The sequence below is a fragment of the Streptomyces sp. NPDC088732 genome, from assembly GCF_044751205.1.
Lineage (GTDB): Bacteria > Actinomycetota > Actinomycetes > Streptomycetales > Streptomycetaceae > Actinacidiphila.
In genome coordinates, this window is sequence record NZ_JBIVLI010000010.1 from 111,173 (window position 1) to 128,240 (window position 17,068).

A 17,068-nucleotide genomic window follows, 5' to 3' on the forward strand; every position below is an offset into this window, starting at 1 on the left:
CGTACCCCCGGTCCGCCGTGGCGGTCACCGGAACTCGTGGACGACCTGGATCTCCCCGACGATGTGCGCGTTGAACTCCGGCAGCTCCTCGGCCGGCACCCACAGCTCCAGGATCGTGCGCCCGCCGGCCTGCTGGACGGGGTAGCGCGCCAGGAACGCGGTGTCGACCTCGAAGCGGGTGACGAAACCGGCTCCGTCGTGCCGGACGTTCCAGTCCCGGGCGATCCTGATCGCGTAGTCCTCGTTGAGCACCGGATAGAAGATCGGCTGCTCCGGAAGGCGGGGCGGCCAGGCGCGCCAGCCGAGCTCGCGGACCAGGTCCAGTTCCACCGGGCCCGTGGGGCGCCAGAGCGTCGTCGTCGGCGGGGCGGTCACGCGGCGCTCCAGTCCAGCCGCAGCACGGCCAGGTCGTCGGTGTGGCGGTCGGCGTCGAGATCGCGGATCCGCGCGATCAGCCGGTCGAGATGGGCGTCCGGGTCGGCCTGGGAGAACTGGCCGATCAGCGTGAGCAGGCCCTCCGGGCCCAGGCGCTCGCCGTCCTCACCGGTGTGGCCCTCGACGAGGCCGTCGGTGTAGAGGGTCAGCGCCCCGCGTGCGGGCAGGGCGAACGTGGTGGACGGCCAGTGGGCCAGGTCGGGCATGATGCCCAGCGCGATGCCGTGCCCGGCCTCGACCGGTCCGGTGGCGCCGTCCGAGGTCAGCAGCGGTTCGTGGTGGCCGGCGAGGTGCAGCGTCGCCGTCCGCGCCGGCAGGTCCAGCGTGAGCAGGGTGCAGGTGGCGAACAGGTCCGGCTGCGCGCGCTCGGCGACCAGGATCCGTTCCAGCAGGCGCAGCAGGTCGTGCCCCCGGTGGCCGCCGAGGGTGAGCGCCCGCCAGGTGATGCGCAGGCAGACACCCAGCGCCGCGGCGTACGGGCCGTGGCCGCTGACGTCCCCGATGACGGCGTGCACGAGCCCGTCGCCGGTCTGCACGACATCGAGGAAGTCGCCGCCGAGCAGGGCGCGTTCGCGGCCGGGAATGTAGCGGGTGGTGGCGGTCACCTCGTCGGTGGTCAGCAGGGGCTGGGGCAGCAGCCCGCGCTCCAGACGCGAGTTCTCCTCCGCGCGCAGGGCACCGGCCTGCAGGGCGACCGCCGCGCGCTCGGCCTGCTTGCGCTGGACCGCGTAGCGCACGGCGCGCTGCAGCAGTTCGGGTTCGACCTTGCCCTTGACCAGGTAGTCCTGGGCACCCGCCGCCATGGCCCCGGCGCCGGCCTGGGACTCGGCGAGACCCGTGAGCACGATGACCGCGGCGTCCGGCGCCGCACCCTGCACCGCGGAAACGCCCGCGGGCCCGCTGGCGTCGGGCAGGTGCAGGTCGAGCAGCACGCAGTCGGCGGCCTGCGCGGCGAGTTCTGAGCGTGCCTCGGCCAGCGTCTTGTGCCAGGTCAGTTCGTACCGCAGACCGGTGTCGGCGAGGAGCTCCGTGACGAGCAGCGCGTCACCGGGATCGTCCTCCACGAGCACGATGCGGTACCGCGGCTCCTCCTGCACGGGAGCGGGGGCGGGGTTCATCCGGCGTCGGGCTCCCCGGTGTCGTCCGCACCGGAGTCCGCGGCGGAGTCCGCGGCGGCGGGGACGGGAACGGGGAGGGTGAAGGTGATGCGGGTGCCGGGCGTGTGCTCCGGGTCCACCCCGATCGTCCCGCCGTGGAACTCCACGATCTTCTTGCACATGGCCAGGCCGATGCCGTTGCCCGGATAGGCGTCCTTGGTGTGCAGGCGCTGGAAGATCACGAAGACCCGCTCGGCGAACTCCGGGTCGATGCCGATCCCGTTGTCGGCGACCGCGAAGCGCCACAGGTCGCCGTCGCGGACCGCCTCCAGGTGGATCCTCGGACGGACGTCGGGGCGGCGGAACTTGACCGCGTTGGAGACCAGGTTCTGCCAGAGCATGCCGAGCTGGGTGGTGTCCCCGACGACGCTGGGCAGCGGGTCCCGGGTGACCTCGGCGCCAGACTCCTCGATGGCCACGCTCAGCGAGTCCAGGGTGCGGTCGACGACGGCGTCCAGGTCCACGGTGCTGTGCTCGTTGTGGATCCGCCCGACCCGGGAGAAGGCCAGCAGGTCGTTGATGAGGGTCTGCATGCGGTTCGCGCCGTCCACGGCGAAACCGATGTACTGGTCGGCGCGGTCGTCCAGTTGGCCGCCGTAGCGGCGCTGCAGCAGCTGCGTGAAGCTCGACACCTTGCGCAGCGGCTCCTGGAGGTCGTGCGAGGCCACGTACGCGAACTGCTCCAGTTCGGCGTTGGAGCGCTTGAGTTCGGCGGACTGCTCGTCCAGCATCTGCCGGGCCCGCTCGGCGAACGCGAGCTCGTCCGCCAGGCGCCGCCGCATCGCCTCCACGTCGTCGGCCAGCTGCCGCAGGTCGGCCGGGCCGGTCGGGGTGATGGGGTGGTCGAAATCGCCCCGCGCGACCTTGCGGGCGTCGTCGCTGAGCCGGGTCAGCGGGTCGGTGATGCCGCGCCGCAGGCCCTCGAAGACGAGCGCCGCCAGCACCACGATCAGCACCGCCGCCGCGGCGAACACCCAGTTGCGCAGCACGATGGACCGGTCGAGTTTGTCCCCCGCCTCCAGGCGCGCGTCCCGCAGATGGTTCTGCTGGCGGGTCATGGCCTTTCGTACGACGTCGAAGGCGGTCCTGCCCGCGTCCGCGCGGTCGGTGGCCAGCCGGACGGCCTGTTCGGCGGGGGCCCCGGCGATGGGGTCGGCGATGGTCCGCTGCCAGGCGTCCGCCGCGTTCTCCACCGCGGCCAGGTCCGCTCTTCCCGTCGCGTCGCCGCGGACCAGGGGGCGCAGCCGCTCCAGCGCCGTCCTCTCGTTCGCCAGACCCTCGGTGTACGGGGTGAGGAAGTCCTTCTGCCCGGTGAGGCCGTAACCGCGGATACCGGTCTCCTGGTTGACCAGGGCGGCTTCCAGCCGGACGGCGTTGACCAGGGCGGGGGAGCGGGTGTCGACCAGCTGGCGGGTGAGCGTGGTGTTCCGGTCGAGCGACCATATGCCCAGCGCCCCGAGGACGGTGAGCACCGCGAGGGCCGTACTCACCCCCACGCGGAGCCAGCGGCGGGTGGTCCACCGCGCAAGCCGGCCCGTCTCGTCCACCACGTCGCAGCCCCTTCTGATGCCGAATCCGTGTTCCTGCCCGCCTCCGCGGCCGCCCGGAATCCGTGCGGCAGGCACTCACTGTAGCCGTCCCCGCGACAACGTCTGTTGTCCTGGTTGATCGCGACCCCCTAGGGTGGGGGCCATGCCTGGCATCCACCTCCCCCTGCGCCTTGCGGGGCGGGGGACCGCCGCGGAGGCGCCGGCCCACCTCCACGAACCGGCCCGCCCGCGGCAGCCGGCACGGACCGTCCGCGGACCGGCCGGGCCCGCACCATCCCCCCACCGCCTCGTGCGAGGCACCGACCGGACCCGGAGCCGACGATGATGATCGCCTCACCCCGCCCCTACGACGTGCTCCTGGTCGAGGACGACCTCGCCGACGCCATGCTCATCGGGGACGCCCTGTCCGAGCGCGGCGCCCGCAACCTCACGCAGGTCGAGGACGGTGTCGCCGCCCTGGACTACCTGCGCGACGACAGCAACGCCCGCCCCGACCTCATCGTGCTCGACCTCAACATGCCCCGCATGAACGGCCGCGAGCTGCTGGAGATCCTCAAGGCCGACGACGATCTGCGCGCCATCCCGGTCGTCGTCCTGACGACCTCCGCCGCGCCGGACGACGTCGCCGGCGCCTACCAGCGGCACGCCAACGCCTATGTGACCAAGCCGGTCAACCTCGACGACTTCAACCGCGCGGTGCAGAGCATCGACGCCTTCTACCTCGACACCGTGACCAAGCTGCCGCGCGACTGACCGCCGCGGGGCGGCGTCGCGGCTCATCCCCGGGTGTGCCGGACGCAGGCCGCGACCACGGCCCGCAGGTCGCCGTCCCGCTCCGGCCGGTCCCGCTGGAAACAAGCGCCGTTGCCCGCCTTCAGCAGGCCGGCCGGGGCGTCCTGCGCCGGGACGAGGTCGCCGTTGTCCTCCAGGGCGTCGCGTACGTGCTCGAACAGGGCGCGCACCGCCGCCTCCGCGGGAACGGGCTCCATGCCCAGCGGGTGCAGCAGCCGCCCGCCATGTCGCCGGCGGCAGCAGCGCGACACTGTGCCGCGCCGGCGGCTCGCCGTCCTCCCACTGCCGGGTCGCGGTCTCCACCAGGGCCCGCACGCGGGTGGTGACCAGGGCGGTGTGCCATGCCTTGAGGCAGACGTGGGCGACCCTGACCTCCACCGTCGGCCAGGTGCGGGACAGGCGGGCGTCGAAGTGGACCATGCCCTCGTCGCGCAGCGCTCCCGTGCCCACCATCGACGCCACCAGTGCGTGGTAGCGGTCGGCGGAACCGAAGACCTCGACCGGGCCCGCCGAGGGCCGGCGGCCCCACACCCGGTTGCGGTAGCTCGCGTACCCGCTGTCCTGGCCCTGCGGGAAGGGCGAGTTGGCGCTCAGCGCCAGCAGGACCGGCAGCCACGGGCGGATCCGGTCCAGGACCGCGACGCCCTCCTCGTCCGACTCCACCGACACATGGACGTGGCAGCCGCAGGTGAGCTGCTCCTGCGTGGTCGGCCCGTACCGCTCGCCCAGCCGGCGGCAGCGCTCGCCGGCGCTGAGGGCGGGATCCACCGGCAGCGGCGATGTGGCGAGCGCGGCCACATGGGCGCCCAGGTCCTCCATCCGTACCTGCGGCCGGGTGGCGAACTCCAGCTGCTGGCGCTGGAGTTCCGTCTCGAACACGTCGTCCCCGGCTGCCGGGGCGCGGCGCGCCGCGACCAGGACGGCTGTCGACAGGGACCGGGGCTCGCCGGACTCGGCGTCCAGCAGGAGCAGTTCCTCCTCGACGCCGACGGTGCGGACGTCTCTCACGCGACGGCCGAGTCGTCCAGCGGCCTCGCTCCCGGCAGGCGCAGCCGCGCCGCGGCGAGAGCGGCGTCCACGTCGCCGGTGCCCGTCGCCACGCACAGTGTGTACGAGACGTCCTCCAGCCGGCGCCGGACCTCGGCGTCCGCCGGGTCGAGCACGCGCAGCGTCTCGTAGCGGTCGACGAGGTCGTTCAGCACAGCGGGGTGGGCCAAGAGCATGGTTCTCTCCTCGATAGTCCGCGGCACTGGGCCGAACGGTGTGTCCGAGAGCCGCTTACCCCCGCTTCGGGGTATCACGCGGACATGCGGAAGGCGGCGGCCCGAGGGCCGCCGCCTTCCGCGAGGGGTCAGCAGGAGGTCACCACCGGTACCAGCGCGACCTGCCGCCACCCGAGGAGGTGCCGCGCATGACGAACCCGAGCAGCCACAGCACCAGGATGATCAGGGCGACCCACCACAGGGCCTTGAGGGCGAATCCGGCCCCGAAAAGAATGACGGCCAGAAGCAGAACCAGCAAAAGGGGAACCACGTGCGCCTCCCGTGAACGAATGCACGACGATATGACGCGGTGAACACGCGACCGGACGATCCGGGTGCGCAGCCGGGTACCGGCCGGAGAGGTGTCCGGCACCCGGCTGCACCGTTCACCGCGATTTTCGGGTGCCCCGGATGCCGGCCTGCAAACACCCGCCGCCGCGGGCTGTTTCACTCGGCGCGCCCGCCCGCCCTTTCCGCGACGCCGGCGGCACGTGCCCGACGCGGGAATTCCGCCCCGGAATTGCCGGGTCGCGCGGCCGGGAATGCGGCCCGGTGAATTTCCCGCCGCGCTCGGAGCGGCGGCGTCATTCCGCGGCCGGGCGGGCCAGAGCGTCCTCCGCCGCTTCGACGGCATGCTGGCGGTCCGCGGGGACCAGGCCGATGCGGCTGCGCCGGTCGAGGAGGTCGGCGGCGTCCAGCGCGCCCTCGTGGCGCACCGCCCAGACCAGTTCGGCCCGGGTCACCGGATGCCCCGCCACGACGGGCTCGCGCAGGGCCGGTTCCGCCGCGCCGAGGGCGTGCACCGCCGGGGCCTCGGTGCCGTACCGCCGCACCAGGCGGCGCGGCGCCGCGAGTCCGGTCAGCTCCGCGGCCGGGGCCGCGCCGACCAGCGGCAGGGACGCCGTACGGGACGGCCCGGCGCCCAGGCCGCGGGTGGAGACCGCGGCGTCGACCGCGTCCTGCGCCATCCGGCGGTAGGTGGTCAGCTTGCCGCCGACGACGGTGACGACGCCGTCGCCCGAGGTGAGGACCGCGTGCTTGCGGGAGATGTCGGACGTGTTCCCGGCGCCGTCCGCGGAGGTGTCCAGCAGCGGCCGCAGCCCGGCGAAGGCGCCGACGACGTCCTCGCGTCCCACGGCGGTGTCCAGCGCGGTGCCGAGCACGTCGAGGAGGAAGCCGATGTCGGTCTCGGGGACCTCCGGGACGTCGGGGATGTCGCCGTCGACCGGCTCGTCGGTGAGACCCACGTAGACCCGCCCGTCGCCCTGCGGGAGGACGAGCACAAAGCGGTTGGACTCACCCGGGATCGGGATGTGCAGGCCCGCCGGGAGGTCGCCCAGCGGTGCCGAGCGCAGGACGAGGTGGGTGCCGCGCGAGGGCCGCAGCCGGATGCCGTCCACCAGCCCGCCCGCCCACACACCGGCGGCGTTGATCACGGCGCGGGCGCGGATCGTGGCCTCCTGGCCGGTGAGTTCGTCGCGTATCAGGGCGCCGGAGCCGGTGAGCGCGACCGCGCGGACCCGGGTGAGGACGCGTGCGCCGTGCGCCGCGGCGGTACGGGCGATCGCCGTCACCAGGCGTGCGTCGTCGGCGAGTTGGCCGTCCCAGGACAGCAGCCCGCCGCGCAGCCCGGACGGGCGCAGCGCGGGGGCGAAGTGCCGGGTCTCCACGGCGGAGAGCCGGCGCGGGGCCGGCAGCGTGGCGCGGGAGGTGCGGGCCGCCAGCCGCAGCGCGTCGCCGGCCCGGAGGCCGGTCCAGGCCACGGCGGCCTGGCCGCGCGAGACCAGCGGGGTGAGCGGGAGCACGAACGGCTGCGCCTGGACGAGGTGGGGAGCGGTGCGTTCCATCAGCACGCCGCGCTCGACGGCGCTCTCGTGCGCGACGTCCAGCTGGCCGGAGGCGAGATAGCGCAGACCGCCGTGGATCAGCTTGGAGCTCCAGCGGGAGGTGCCGAAGGCCAGGTCGTGCGCGTCGACGGCGGCGACCGACAGACCGCGCGAGGCGGCGTCCAGCGCCGCCCCCGCGCCGGTGGCGCCGAGGCCGACCACCAGGACGTCCACCACGCCGCCGCCATCCGCGAGTTCGGCCAGCTCACGGGCGCGCCGGGCCGCGGACAGCGACGACCCGGGCGGGGAGGGGGTGGCGGCGGGGCGGGGCGGAACCGGGCTGCTCGTGGGGCTCATGGCGTCAGGGTCCTCTCCAGCATGGTCCGCAACTCCTCCAGGAACGCGGCCGAGTTCAGGTCGGGGTCGTCCTCGTCGGTCATGGTGCGCAGCGACAGCGTGAACGACTGCGCCAGCAGCAGCACCGCCCGCGCCTGCCGGGCGGGGTGGGCGCGGCGGACGGAGCCGTCGGCGTGGCCCGTCTCCAGCGCGGTGGTGATCAGCTGCAGCAGCGCGTCCTGGCTGGCGCCGCGGCGGTCCAGCACGTAGGGGAGGAGCAGTTCGGGATCGACGTCGACGATCTTGACGAAGAGGGGGTGCGCCCGGAACGCGCGGATGCCGTCGACCAGTCCGCCGACCAGCTGAGACCGGGCGTCGCGGTCGCCGGCGTGCCCGGGGATCGCGTCCGTCGCGACGTTCACCCACTCACGGGTCATCAGATCCCCGACCAGGGTGCGCACATCGGGCCAGCGCCGGTACAGCGTCATGCGCGAGACGCCGGCGCGGCGGGCCACGTCGGTGAGGGTCGTGCGGCGCACGCCGACGGCCAGGACGCAGTCGCGGACCGCGTCGAGCACTGGATCCACCGCTGTCCGAGTGTTGTGACGAATAGGCGTCATGTGTCACAGTGTAACGCCCCGGGAAACAAAGGGAGATGGCCCCCTGACCCCCGACCCCTCGACCGATGAGGACGACGACGTGGACATGTTGTGGAGCGGCTGGGGCGACCCGGCCAAGGCGGCCCCACTGCCCGACACCGTGATCGGCCTGCTGCGCGATCTGCTCGGGGTCAAGCCCCGGGAGGCCGCTCCGGCCGGCCTGGCCGACATCGAGGTCCCGGAGAGCCCGCTCGGCGACGAGGCCCGCGAGGCGCTCGCCGACGTCGTCGGCGGCCTGTCCTTCGTCCGCACCGACCCCGAGAGCCGCATCCGGCACACCCGTGGCAAGTCCACGCCGGACCTGCTGCGCATCCGGGCCGGCGACGTCGCCGACGTCCCCGCCGCCGTCGTGCTGCCCGCCGGCCACGACGAGGTGCTCGCCGTGCTGGCCGTGTGCGCCGAACACGACCTGGCCGTCGTGCCGTTCGGCGGCGGCACCTCCGTCGTCGGCGGCCTGGCCCCGCAGGGCGGCCGCCCCTTCGTCGCCCTCGACCTGCGCCGCATGGACCGGATGCTGTCCCTGGACCCGGTGTCGCGCACCGCGATCCTCCAACCCGGCCTGCGCGCCCCGGAGGCCGAGGCACTGCTGGCCGAACAGGGCTTCACCCTGGGCCACTTCCCGCAGTCCTACGAATGGGCCACCATCGGCGGGTTCGCCGCGGCACGCTCCAGCGGACAGGCGTCCGCCGGGTACGGCCGCTTCGACGAGATGGTGCTCGGCCTGACCGTCGCCACCCCGCGCGGGACCCTCGACGCCGGCCGCGCGCCGCGCTCCGCCGCCGGCCCGGACCTGCGTCAGCTCGTCCTCGGCTCCGAGGGCGCGCTCGGCGTCATCACCTCCGTCACCGTCCGCATCCGCCCGGTCCCGCAGGTCGCGGTCTACGAGGGCTGGCGCTTCCCCGGGTTCGCCGAGGGCACGGCCGCGCTGCGCCGGCTCGCCCAGGACGGCCCCCGCCCCACGGTGCTGCGGCTGTCCGACGAGACGGAGACGATGATCGGCCTGGCCCAGCCCGACGCCATCGGCGTCTCCGGCGGGCCCTCGGCGGCGGGTTGCGTCGCGATCACCGGCTACGAGGGCACCGAGGAGGACACCGCGTACCGCCGGGCGCGGGCCGCGGCCGTGCTGCGCGACTGCGGCGGCGAGTACATCGGCGAGGAGCCCGGGCAGCGCTGGGCCCACGGCCGCTACTCCGCGCCCTATCTGCGCGACGCCCTCCTGGACGCGGGTGCCTTCGCCGAGACCCTGGAGACCGCGACGTTCTGGTCGCGCCTGCCGGAGCTGTACGACTCGGTGCGCCACGCCCTGACCGCCACCCTCGCGGGCGCCGGCACGCCGCCCCTGGTCATGTGCCACATCTCGCACGTGTACGAGAACGGCGCCTCGCTGTACTTCACGGTCGTCTCGGCGCAGGGCGAGGACCCCGTCGCCCACTGGGCGCCCGCCAAGACCGCCGCGAACGAGGCGATCATCGCCGCGGGCGGCACCATCAGCCACCACCACGGAGTGGGCGGCGACCACCGCGACTGGTACGTGCGCGAGGCCGGCCCGCTGGGCATCGCCGCGCTGCGGGCCGTGAAGGACGCGCTCGACCCGGCCGGGCTGCTCAACCCCGGCATCCTCCTCCCGGGCCGCTGAGCCCCGTCCCCGTTCCGGTCCCCGTCCCCGTCCCCGTCACGGAGGTACGCGCATGCGACAGTTCACCGCCGTCGTCAACCCCACCGCCGGGGGCTCCACCGGGGCCGCCGCCCTCCTGCCGCTCGCCCGGCTGCTGGGCGAGGCCGGAGCGGAGCTGGAGACGGAGTACAGCACCAGCCTGGCGCACGCGCGGGAACTCGCCCGCCGCGCGGGCGAGCGGGGCCGCGTCGTGCTCGCGGTCGGCGGGGACGGCATCGCCGGTGGCGTCGGCGGCGCCCTCAGCGGCACGGACGCCGTCCTCGGCCTCGTGCCCGCCGGCCGCGGCAACGACTTCGCCCGCGCCCTCGGTCTGCCCGCGGGGCCGGAGGAACTCGCCCGCGTCCTGCTCGACCGCGACCCCCGCCCGGTCGACACCATCGAGGTCGACTCCGCGGTCCACCACCGTACGGTCGTGCTGGGCAGTGTCTACGCGGGCGTCGACGCCCTCGCCAACCGGCACGCCAACGCCTCCCGTTTGCTGAGCGGCGCCGCCTCGTACTACGCGGGCGGCCTGCGCGCGGTCGCCGGCTGGCGCGCGGCCGCCTACCGCGTCACCGTCGACGGGGAGCTCCACGAGCGCCGGGGCTACACCGTCGTGGCGGCCAACTCGGGCTTCTACGGCTCCGGTCGCGCGATCGCGCCCGGCGCCCGCGTGGACGACGGGCTGCTCGACGTCGTCATGATCCGCGACGCGCCGCGCCGGCTCTTCTTCACTTTGATGAACGAACTCAAGACCGGCGCCCACGTGAACCGGCCCGAGGTCGAGATCCTCCGCGGCAGGGAGATCCGCATCGAGGCCGACCGCGACGTCCCCTACGGCGCGGACGGGGAGGTCGACGCCGTCCTCCCGGTCACCGCGCGCATCCGGCCGGGAGCGCTCAAGGTGCTGTGCTGACAGGCCTGCGCGCCGGCTCTGCCGAAGCGCGGGCGAGCGGGCTTCGAGCCGGGGTGAGGGGCCACGCGGCTCACCGGACCCGCCCCGCCCGGCCGCACGGGTGGCGGCGGGCCGCTGCCGTTTCACGAGTCACGTCCATTCGGCCGAGCGCCGCCGGGCGCACGGCAGTTCCACCGGTGGTGCGAGACTGGTCGGCCTGACGTGACCGCCACGGCAGGCGCTGCGCCGCCGGGCCTGGTACCGCCAGCGCCTCGCCGGCGAAGGGCGTTCAGGCGCCGTCCGGCACGGCATCGGCAGTAGCCCCCCGCCGAGGACCGTCGCGTCGCCACCGGCCGGGGCGCCGGTCCCCCCGGGGAGGGAGGCGGCCGTCACGCCCCGGATAACCTGCGCGGATGAGACGCATCCTGGTCGTCGGCATCAGCGGGGCGGGCAAGACCACCATGGCCCGCGCGCTGGCCGCGCGCCTGGGCCTGACGTTCCACGAGATGGACGCGCTGAAGTTCACCGGGCCCGGATGGGCCGCCGACCCCGCGTTCCGCGAGCGGGTGGCGGAGATCGCCGCCGGCCCCGGGTGGGTCTTCGACTCCTTCGGCTACCCGGAGGTCCGGGACCTGGTGTGGACGCACGCCGACACCGTCGTCTGGCTCGACTACCCCAGGTCGGTCGTCATGCCCCGGGTCCTGCGCAGGTCGCTGCGGAGGACCGTGCTGCGGGAGCGCGTCTTCGGCGGCAACGTCGAGACCGCGGCCTCGTGGTTCCGCGCCGACCACCCGGTGCGGTGGGCCTGGTCCCAGCACGCGGCCCGGCGCGCCGAGATCGAACGGCGCTCCCTGGACCGGCGTTTCGCGCCGCTGCGCGTCGTACGGCTGCGCAGCCCGCGGTCGGCGCGGGACTGGCTCGGCACCACGGGGTGAACAGCCCGCCCCCGACCCGGCGGACCGCCTTTTTTGCCATTCCGTGACAACCACGGGTACCGCACCGGTCTCTATACCAGTGGCGTCGCAAGAAGGCGATGGCTTCCGGTGATCGGCCGTCAACAGTGAGTGAGACAAAGTGAGCGCGTCAGGTCGTGCGAACGAGGAACCGTCCCGGCTGCCCCGCAGGGCGTTCATGGGACTGGGAGCCGCGGGCCTGTTGTCGGCCGGCGGCTACGCGTTGTACCGCGGCGCCGGCGGCGAGGCCTTCGCGCGGGGCAACTCCTCCCCGTCGCCGTCCCCCTCGGCGCCCTCCGCCCCCGCGACCTCCGCGCCGCCGCGTCCCCTGCCCCCGAGCGTGGAGTCGCCGCGGCTGATAGGGGACGGCTCGACCTCGCTGACCGGCGCCCAGCCGCGGCAGCCGGAGGTGCGCAGGCTGGAGCCGGGGGAGCGGCCGCCGCAGTTCGTCGTCATCTCCTGGGACGGCGCCGGTGAACTCGACAACGGCCTCTTCGCGCGCTTCCGGAAGGTCGCGGAGGAGGCGGGCGCCGCCATGACCTTCTTCCTCTCCGGGCTGTACCTGCTGCCCGAGTCCAAGAAGCACCTGTACGACCCGCCCCGCAATCCGGTCGGCGCCTCCGACATCGGCTACCTGACCGACGCCCACATACGCCTGACACTGGAGCAGCTGCGGGCCGCGTGGCTGGAGGGCCACGAGATAGGCACCCACTTCAACGGCCACTTCTGCGGCGGCTACGGCTCGGTGAAGCGGTGGTCGCCCGCCGAGTGGCGCAGCGAGATAGAGCAGGCCACGCGCTTCGTGCGGGAGTGGCGGACCAACACCGGCTTCGACGACCTGGAGCCGCTGCCCTTCGACTACACCAAGGAACTCGTCGGCGGCCGCACTCCCTGCCTGATGGGCCAGTTCAACCTGCTGTCCACCGCGGCCGCCCTCGGCTGGCGGTACGACGCCAGCTCGCCGGGCGGACTCCAGGTCTGGCCCCGCCGCAAACTCGGCATATGGGACTTTCCGCTGCAGTCCGTGCCGTTCCCCGGGCACAGCTTCGAAGTGCTCTCCATGGACTACAACATGCTCGCCAACCAGTCCGGGACCACCCACGGAGACCCGGCACGCCGTCCCGCGTGGCGCGACCAGGCCCGCGGCGCCTACATGGCCGGCTTCGAGCGCGCCTACACCACGAACCGCGCCCCGTTCTTCATCGGCAACCACTTCGAGCAGTGGAACGGCGGCATCTACATGGACGCCGTCGAGCAGGTGATCGGCGACATGGCGGAGAAGGACGACGTCCGCATGGTGTCCTTCCGCCAGTTCTGCGACTGGCTGGAGGCGCAGCACCCCACCGTCGTGCGCAACCTGCAGGGCCTTAACCTGGGAGAACGCCCCGTCGGCGGCTGGAAGAGCGTCGTCACCGTCTGACGGAGGTGCCGTCGCACGCGTCAGGGGGAGCGAGATCAGGAATGGCGGGTTCGGTGTGAGCAGCGCAGCGGAGGAGGCGGAGGAGTTCTTCGAGTCCTTCTACCCGCGGCTGGCGGGCTGGTGCCGCAAGCTCGTGGACAGCGACTCCGTCGCGCACGAGATCGCGTCCGAGTCGTTCACGCGACTGTGGTCCCGGTGGACGACGGTCCGGGAACCCGCTCCGTACCTCTTCTCCATAGGGGCGAACCTCGTCAAGGACCACTGGCGCCGGCAGGAGCGGGAGAAGGTCACCGTGCGGCAGCTGGAGGTCGTGACCGTGGACCATGCCCCGGCCGCCGACCACGGCACCGACATCCGCGCCCTGGTGGAGGCCCTGCCGGGACGGCTGCGCGTCCCCGTCCTGCTGCACTACTACGCCGACCTGTCGGTGAACGACATCGCGGTGGCCCTCCACCGGCGCCCCGGCACCATCAAGAGCGATCTCCACGCCGCCCGGCAGCACCTGCGGGCCTCTCTCAGGGGGCTTCATGAAACGACCGTCTGACCCGGGCGACCTCCCCGGGTCCCGTGGGGGGAGCGCCGAGGACGAGCCGAGCGAGATCGCCGAGGTGTTCCGGCAGCCCGTCGTCCTCCTGGCACCGCCGCCCGGCGCCTTCGACGCCGTCCGGCGCCGGGCCCGGTCGGTGCGACGGCGCCGGGCGCTCGCGCTCGGCACCGCGGTGGCCGGCTGCCTGGCAGCGGGAGTGTTCCTGGCGCCGGTGCCCGGCGGGGGCGGTGGCGTCTCGACGGTGCGGCCCGCCGCGCCGTCCGTGAGCGGCCTGCCCTCCGGGGAGGGCGGCACGGCGACCGCCGCGCCCGCGCCGTCCGGAACGACGGGGTCGCCCTCGGTGCGGCCCTCCACCTCGTCCTCTTCGTCCCCTTCGTCCGCCTCTTCCACCTCGGTGTCCCAGGTGACCGGCTGCCGGTCCGCACAGCTCAAGATCGCCTTCGGCGGCTCCCAGGGCGCGGCGGGTTCGGTGGAGCGCGTGCTGGTCTTCGTCAACTCCGGGCCGCGTTCCTGCACCCTGTACGGCTTCCCGGGGGTCTCCCTGGTCGACGGCGCCGCGGGCCGGCAGGTCGGCAACCCCGCCGAGCGCACGGGCGGTCCCGGCAAGGCCGTCCTGCTGCCGCGCGGCGGCTCCGCCGAGGCCCTGCTGCGCATGACCCAGGTGGACAACTACGACCAGAAGGTGTGCGACCCGCAGAAGGCACGGGGCCTGCGGGTCTACCCGCCCGACGAGCGTGACGCGCTCTTCCTGCCGGACGACGCGCTGCTGGGCTGCGCCGCGACCGGCGTGAAGACCCTGTCCGTCACCGCCGTGCACGGTCCCGCGTCGCACTGAACCGGCCGGTGCGTTCCCGCCCGGGTCCTGTGCGCCCGGGAGCCGGGAGGCACAGTCCACGATCAACGCTGCCGAGTGAAAACCCATCACCACCGGGGGACTCGGGCCTGAAGGAGAGGCGGACGACTGCGGGCCAGCGGCCCCTATGCCCTGCTCTCCGACACGGTTCAGGCACGGGTGTTCCGGCGATGGACCAGTGCGCGGATCGTCGACGTGGAGGGCGGCCGTACGCTCTGGTCGGGCCAGTTCGACAGCACGACCGTGGGTGCGCCCGCCGCGAGCGGCGACCTGATCGCCGTCCTCGACGGCGGCGGCACCCTCTGGGCGGTGCGCGTATGACCGCCAGGCAGCCAGGCCCACGCCCGTCCTGTCCGCCCCGGACGACACACCTTTCGCGGAGGTAGCAGCAACGTGCAGTACACGAAACTCGGTTCCACCGGTCTTGACGTCTCGCGCATATGCCTCGGCTGCATGAGCTACGGCGTGCCCGAGCGCGGCAACCACCCCTGGACGCTCGACGAGGACGCCGCGCGCCCGCTGATCCGCGCCGCCCTCGAAGCGGGCGTCACCTTCTTCGACACCGCCAACGTCTACTCCGACGGCACCAGCGAGGAGATCGTGGGACGGGTGCTGGCCGAGCACGCGAACCGCGACGAGATCGTCCTGGCCACGAAGGTGCACGGCCGCATGCGCCCCGGGCCCAACGGCGCGGGGCTGTCGCGCAAGGCGATCCACACCGAGATCGACGCCAGCCTGCGCCGCCTCGGCACCGACTACGTCGACCTCTTGATCACCCACCGCTGGGACTACGACACGCCCATCGAGGAGACGATGGAGGCACTCCACGACGTGGTCAAGGCGGGCAAGGCCCGCTACATCGGGGCGTCCTCCATGTACGCCTGGCAGTTCGCCAAGGCCCAGCACACCGCGGAGCGCGGCGGCTGGACGAAGTACGTCAGCATGCAGAACCACTACAACCTCCTCTACCGCGAGGAGGAGCGGGAGATGCTGCCGCTCTGCGCCGACCAGGGCGTCGGCGTCACGCCGTGGAGCCCGCTGGCCCGCGGCCGGCTCACCCGTGACTGGGACGCGGGCAGCGCCCGTCAGGAGACCGACGACTACGGGCGGGGCCTGTACGACGAGCAGGACCGCGTCGTCGTCGACGCGGTGGCGGCCGTCGCCGAGCGGCGCGGCGTGCCGCGCGCCCAGGTGGCCCTGGCCTGGCTGCTGCGGCAACCGGGGGTGACCGCGCCCATCGTGGGCGTCGGCAAGGAGCGGCACCTGCTCGACGCGGTGGCCTCGCTCGACCTGTCCCTGGACGAGGCGGAAGCGAAGTCCCTGGAGGAGCCCTACCGGCCGCACTCCGTCGTCGGCTTCAACTGACGGCCCGTCAGTGCGTCGCGCCGCGGCTCACAGGCGGACGACCACCAGTGCCGTGTCGTCGGTGATCCCGCCGGGCGGCAGCAGCTCGCCGAGCACCGCGTCGGCGAGCCGCTCCGGCCCGGCGCCGCGGTGCCGGCCGAGAACGCCGGCGAGGCGGGCGAGACCCGTGTCGATGTCCTCGCCGCGCCGCTCGACCAGGCCGTCGGTGTAGAGCACGAGCGTGTCGTCCTCGGTGAACGGGATCACGGCCTGCGGCCGGGAGTCGTGCTCCGGACGGGCACCCAGCGGCGGATCGGTGGCCTGGTCGAGGAAGTCCACGGTGCCGTCGGCGTGCAGCAGGACCGGCGGCGGATGCCCGGCACTGCTGTAGGTGACGGTCCGCGCGTCCCAGTCGACGAAGGCGTTCACCGCCGTCGTCGACTCGGCACCGGGCACCGAGCGCGCGTACAGCCCCAGGACCTCCAGGGCGCCGGCCGGGCCGTCCGCGACCCGTGAGGCCGCGCTCAGCGCACTGCGCAACTGCCCCATGACGCACGCTGCCGGCAGGCCGTGCCCCACGACGTCGCCGACCGCGACCCCGATCCGGTCGCCCCCGCCGGGCAGGTCCACCAGGTCGTACCAGTCGCCGCACACATTGAGCGCCCCCGTGGCCGGCCGGTAGCGCACCGCCACGCGGTGCTGCCGCAGCGGCTGCGGGGCGGGCAGCATCGCCGACTGGAGCGCGAGCGCCACCTCCCGCTCGCGGGCGTGGGCGCGCCGCAACCGCTCGTTGACCTCCTGCAACTCGCGCGCCCTGCCGTACAGCTCGGCCTCCAGCACCCTGGAGCGGTCCCGGTCGGGGCCGCCCCGGGCGCGGATGAGCTCGGTGACCTCCTCCACCCGGTGCACCAGCAGTGCCACGCGCCCGTCGTCCCCGAACACCGGCATGTTGACCGGGCTCCAGTACCGCTCCTCCCACCGCCCGGGGTGCTCGGGGTCCTCGACGTCGTACTGCTGCAGCGCCATGGCGTCCCGTTCGCCCGTCGACGCGACGCGCCGCAGCGAGGCCCCGAGATTGCGCATCCCGGACGCCCCGCGGTGGTCGGGGTTGTCGGGGAACACGTCGAAGAGGAAGTGCCCGATCACCTCCGCGGCCGGCCGGCCCGACAGGGCGAGGTACTCCTCGTTGGCGTCGACGAAGAACAACTGCGGTGTCAGGAGCGCCACCGCGCTGGGCAGTCCGCGGAAGACCGCCTCGTAGTCGATTCCCGGTTGTGCCACGTCCCGACCGCCTCGGTGCCGACGTCCTGAGCCTGGCGATCATACGAACGGGACCCCGGCGCGGCGCTCATCCCGGGGCGCGCGCCGCGCGAGTCCACACGGGC

17 protein-coding genes and 1 pseudogene are annotated in these 17,068 nt (G+C 73.8%); 9 read left to right on the forward strand and 9 right to left on the reverse strand.

Annotated features, from left to right (window positions below; translation table 11 throughout):
* Nucleotides 1–24: 24 nt before the first annotated feature.
* The 3 genes from ACIP9H_RS18615 to ACIP9H_RS18625 are packed head-to-tail and all read right to left on the reverse strand — an operon-like array spanning nucleotide 25 to nucleotide 3,142.
* The gene (locus tag ACIP9H_RS18615; RefSeq protein ID WP_401586900.1) at nucleotides 25–375 is read right to left on the reverse strand and encodes a hypothetical protein; all 351 of its coding nucleotides are present in this window, start codon (nucleotides 373–375) and stop codon (nucleotides 25–27) included.
* Nucleotides 372–1,553, reverse strand: a complete 1,182-nt coding sequence (locus ACIP9H_RS18620) for a PP2C family protein-serine/threonine phosphatase (protein WP_401586903.1) — start codon at nucleotides 1,551–1,553, stop codon at nucleotides 372–374. Before ACIP9H_RS18620 ends, ACIP9H_RS18615 begins: the two co-directional genes overlap by 4 nt.
* Nucleotides 1,550–3,142, reverse strand: coding sequence for an ATP-binding protein (locus ACIP9H_RS18625; protein ID WP_401959807.1), 1,593 nt, complete (start codon nucleotides 3,140–3,142; stop codon nucleotides 1,550–1,552). Before ACIP9H_RS18625 ends, ACIP9H_RS18620 begins: the two co-directional genes overlap by 4 nt.
* Before the next feature lie 321 nt (nucleotides 3,143–3,463).
* Here ACIP9H_RS18625 and ACIP9H_RS18630 point away from each other — a divergent pair, with 321 nt between their 5' ends.
* Nucleotides 3,464–3,895, forward strand: coding sequence for a response regulator (locus tag ACIP9H_RS18630; RefSeq protein ID WP_401586908.1), 432 nt, complete (start codon nucleotides 3,464–3,466; stop codon nucleotides 3,893–3,895).
* A gap of 23 nt (nucleotides 3,896–3,918) precedes the next feature.
* On the opposite strand, the pseudogene ACIP9H_RS18635 reads toward ACIP9H_RS18630, so the two are convergent.
* From ACIP9H_RS18635 to ACIP9H_RS18655, 5 genes and pseudogenes are all read right to left on the reverse strand, one after another.
* Nucleotides 3,919–4,942: pseudogene (locus ACIP9H_RS18635) on the reverse strand (glutamate--cysteine ligase).
* Complete coding sequence (locus ACIP9H_RS18640) at nucleotides 4,939–5,157, reverse strand: DUF5133 domain-containing protein (protein WP_401586911.1); 219 nt, start codon at nucleotides 5,155–5,157, stop codon at nucleotides 4,939–4,941. The pseudogene ACIP9H_RS18635 and the gene ACIP9H_RS18640 overlap by 4 nt, the downstream one beginning before the upstream one ends.
* Nucleotides 5,158–5,296: 139 nt before the next feature.
* Nucleotides 5,297–5,467 carry a hydrophobic protein gene (locus tag ACIP9H_RS18645; RefSeq protein ID WP_360903042.1) on the reverse strand — a complete coding sequence of 57 codons (171 nt, stop codon included), beginning with the start codon at nucleotides 5,465–5,467 and terminating at the stop codon, nucleotides 5,297–5,299.
* Nucleotides 5,468–5,780: 313 nt separating this feature from the next.
* Nucleotides 5,781–7,379, reverse strand: a complete 1,599-nt coding sequence (locus ACIP9H_RS18650; RefSeq protein ID WP_401586915.1) for a glycerol-3-phosphate dehydrogenase/oxidase — start codon at nucleotides 7,377–7,379, stop codon at nucleotides 5,781–5,783.
* Nucleotides 7,376–7,978, reverse strand: coding sequence for a TetR/AcrR family transcriptional regulator (locus ACIP9H_RS18655; RefSeq protein WP_401586918.1), 603 nt, complete (start codon nucleotides 7,976–7,978; stop codon nucleotides 7,376–7,378). Before ACIP9H_RS18655 ends, ACIP9H_RS18650 begins: the two co-directional genes overlap by 4 nt.
* Nucleotides 7,979–8,057: 79 nt before the next feature.
* Here ACIP9H_RS18655 and ACIP9H_RS18660 point away from each other — a divergent pair, with 79 nt between their 5' ends.
* From ACIP9H_RS18660 to ACIP9H_RS18695, 8 genes are all read left to right on the forward strand, one after another.
* Nucleotides 8,058–9,653: an FAD-binding oxidoreductase gene (locus ACIP9H_RS18660; RefSeq protein ID WP_401959808.1), complete on the forward strand. Its 1,596-nt coding sequence runs from the start codon at nucleotides 8,058–8,060 to the stop codon at nucleotides 9,651–9,653.
* A gap of 52 nt (nucleotides 9,654–9,705) precedes the next feature.
* Entirely contained in the window at nucleotides 9,706–10,587 is an 882-nt protein-coding gene (locus ACIP9H_RS18665) for a YegS/Rv2252/BmrU family lipid kinase (RefSeq protein WP_401959809.1), read from the forward strand.
* 392 nt (nucleotides 10,588–10,979) lie between these two features.
* Entirely contained in the window at nucleotides 10,980–11,501 is a 522-nt protein-coding gene (locus tag ACIP9H_RS18670; protein ID WP_401959810.1) for an AAA family ATPase, read from the forward strand.
* A gap of 196 nt (nucleotides 11,502–11,697) precedes the next feature.
* A complete protein-coding gene (locus ACIP9H_RS18675; RefSeq protein ID WP_401587326.1) occupies nucleotides 11,698–12,939 on the forward strand; it encodes a hypothetical protein in 1,242 nt (413 codons plus the stop codon).
* 55 nt (nucleotides 12,940–12,994) lie between these two features.
* A complete protein-coding gene (locus tag ACIP9H_RS18680; RefSeq protein WP_401959812.1) occupies nucleotides 12,995–13,483 on the forward strand; it encodes an RNA polymerase sigma factor in 489 nt (162 codons plus the stop codon).
* Nucleotides 13,467–14,321 (forward strand): DUF4232 domain-containing protein, encoded by an 855-nt coding sequence (locus tag ACIP9H_RS18685; protein WP_401586929.1) that lies wholly within the window; start codon nucleotides 13,467–13,469, stop codon nucleotides 14,319–14,321. Before ACIP9H_RS18680 ends, ACIP9H_RS18685 begins: the two co-directional genes overlap by 17 nt.
* A 177-nt stretch (nucleotides 14,322–14,498) precedes the next feature.
* Nucleotides 14,499–14,660 carry a PQQ-binding-like beta-propeller repeat protein gene (locus tag ACIP9H_RS18690; RefSeq protein ID WP_401959813.1) on the forward strand — a complete coding sequence of 54 codons (162 nt, stop codon included), beginning with the start codon at nucleotides 14,499–14,501 and terminating at the stop codon, nucleotides 14,658–14,660.
* 72 nt (nucleotides 14,661–14,732) lie between these two features.
* On the forward strand, nucleotides 14,733–15,704 hold the full coding sequence (locus ACIP9H_RS18695; RefSeq protein WP_401586935.1) for an aldo/keto reductase: 972 nt from the start codon (nucleotides 14,733–14,735) through the stop codon (nucleotides 15,702–15,704).
* 27 nt (nucleotides 15,705–15,731) lie between these two features.
* Here the strand turns inward: ACIP9H_RS18695 and ACIP9H_RS18700 are convergent, their stop codons facing one another.
* Nucleotides 15,732–16,964 carry a PP2C family protein-serine/threonine phosphatase gene (locus ACIP9H_RS18700; protein ID WP_401586937.1) on the reverse strand — a complete coding sequence of 411 codons (1,233 nt, stop codon included), beginning with the start codon at nucleotides 16,962–16,964 and terminating at the stop codon, nucleotides 15,732–15,734.
* Between the last annotated feature and the right edge of the window lie 104 nt (nucleotides 16,965–17,068).

Coding starts and splice junctions, on each gene's coding strand:
- ACIP9H_RS18675 (WP_401587326.1), top strand. CDS start 11,698: ATGGGACTGGGAGCCGCGGGCCTGTTGTCGGCCGGCGGCTACGCGTTG.
- ACIP9H_RS18670 (WP_401959810.1), top strand. CDS start 10,980: ATGAGACGCATCCTGGTCGTCGGCATCAGCGGGGCGGGCAAGACCACC.
- ACIP9H_RS18620 (WP_401586903.1), bottom strand. CDS start 1,553: ATGAACCCCGCCCCCGCTCCCGTGCAGGAGGAGCCGCGGTACCGCATC.
- ACIP9H_RS18665 (WP_401959809.1), top strand. CDS start 9,706: ATGCGACAGTTCACCGCCGTCGTCAACCCCACCGCCGGGGGCTCCACC.
- ACIP9H_RS18630 (WP_401586908.1), top strand. CDS start 3,464: ATGATGATCGCCTCACCCCGCCCCTACGACGTGCTCCTGGTCGAGGAC.
- ACIP9H_RS18640 (WP_401586911.1), bottom strand. CDS start 5,157: ATGCTCTTGGCCCACCCCGCTGTGCTGAACGACCTCGTCGACCGCTAC.
- ACIP9H_RS18685 (WP_401586929.1), top strand. CDS start 13,467: ATGAAACGACCGTCTGACCCGGGCGACCTCCCCGGGTCCCGTGGGGGG.
- ACIP9H_RS18650 (WP_401586915.1), bottom strand. CDS start 7,379: ATGAGCCCCACGAGCAGCCCGGTTCCGCCCCGCCCCGCCGCCACCCCC.
- ACIP9H_RS18655 (WP_401586918.1), bottom strand. CDS start 7,978: ATGACGCCTATTCGTCACAACACTCGGACAGCGGTGGATCCAGTGCTC.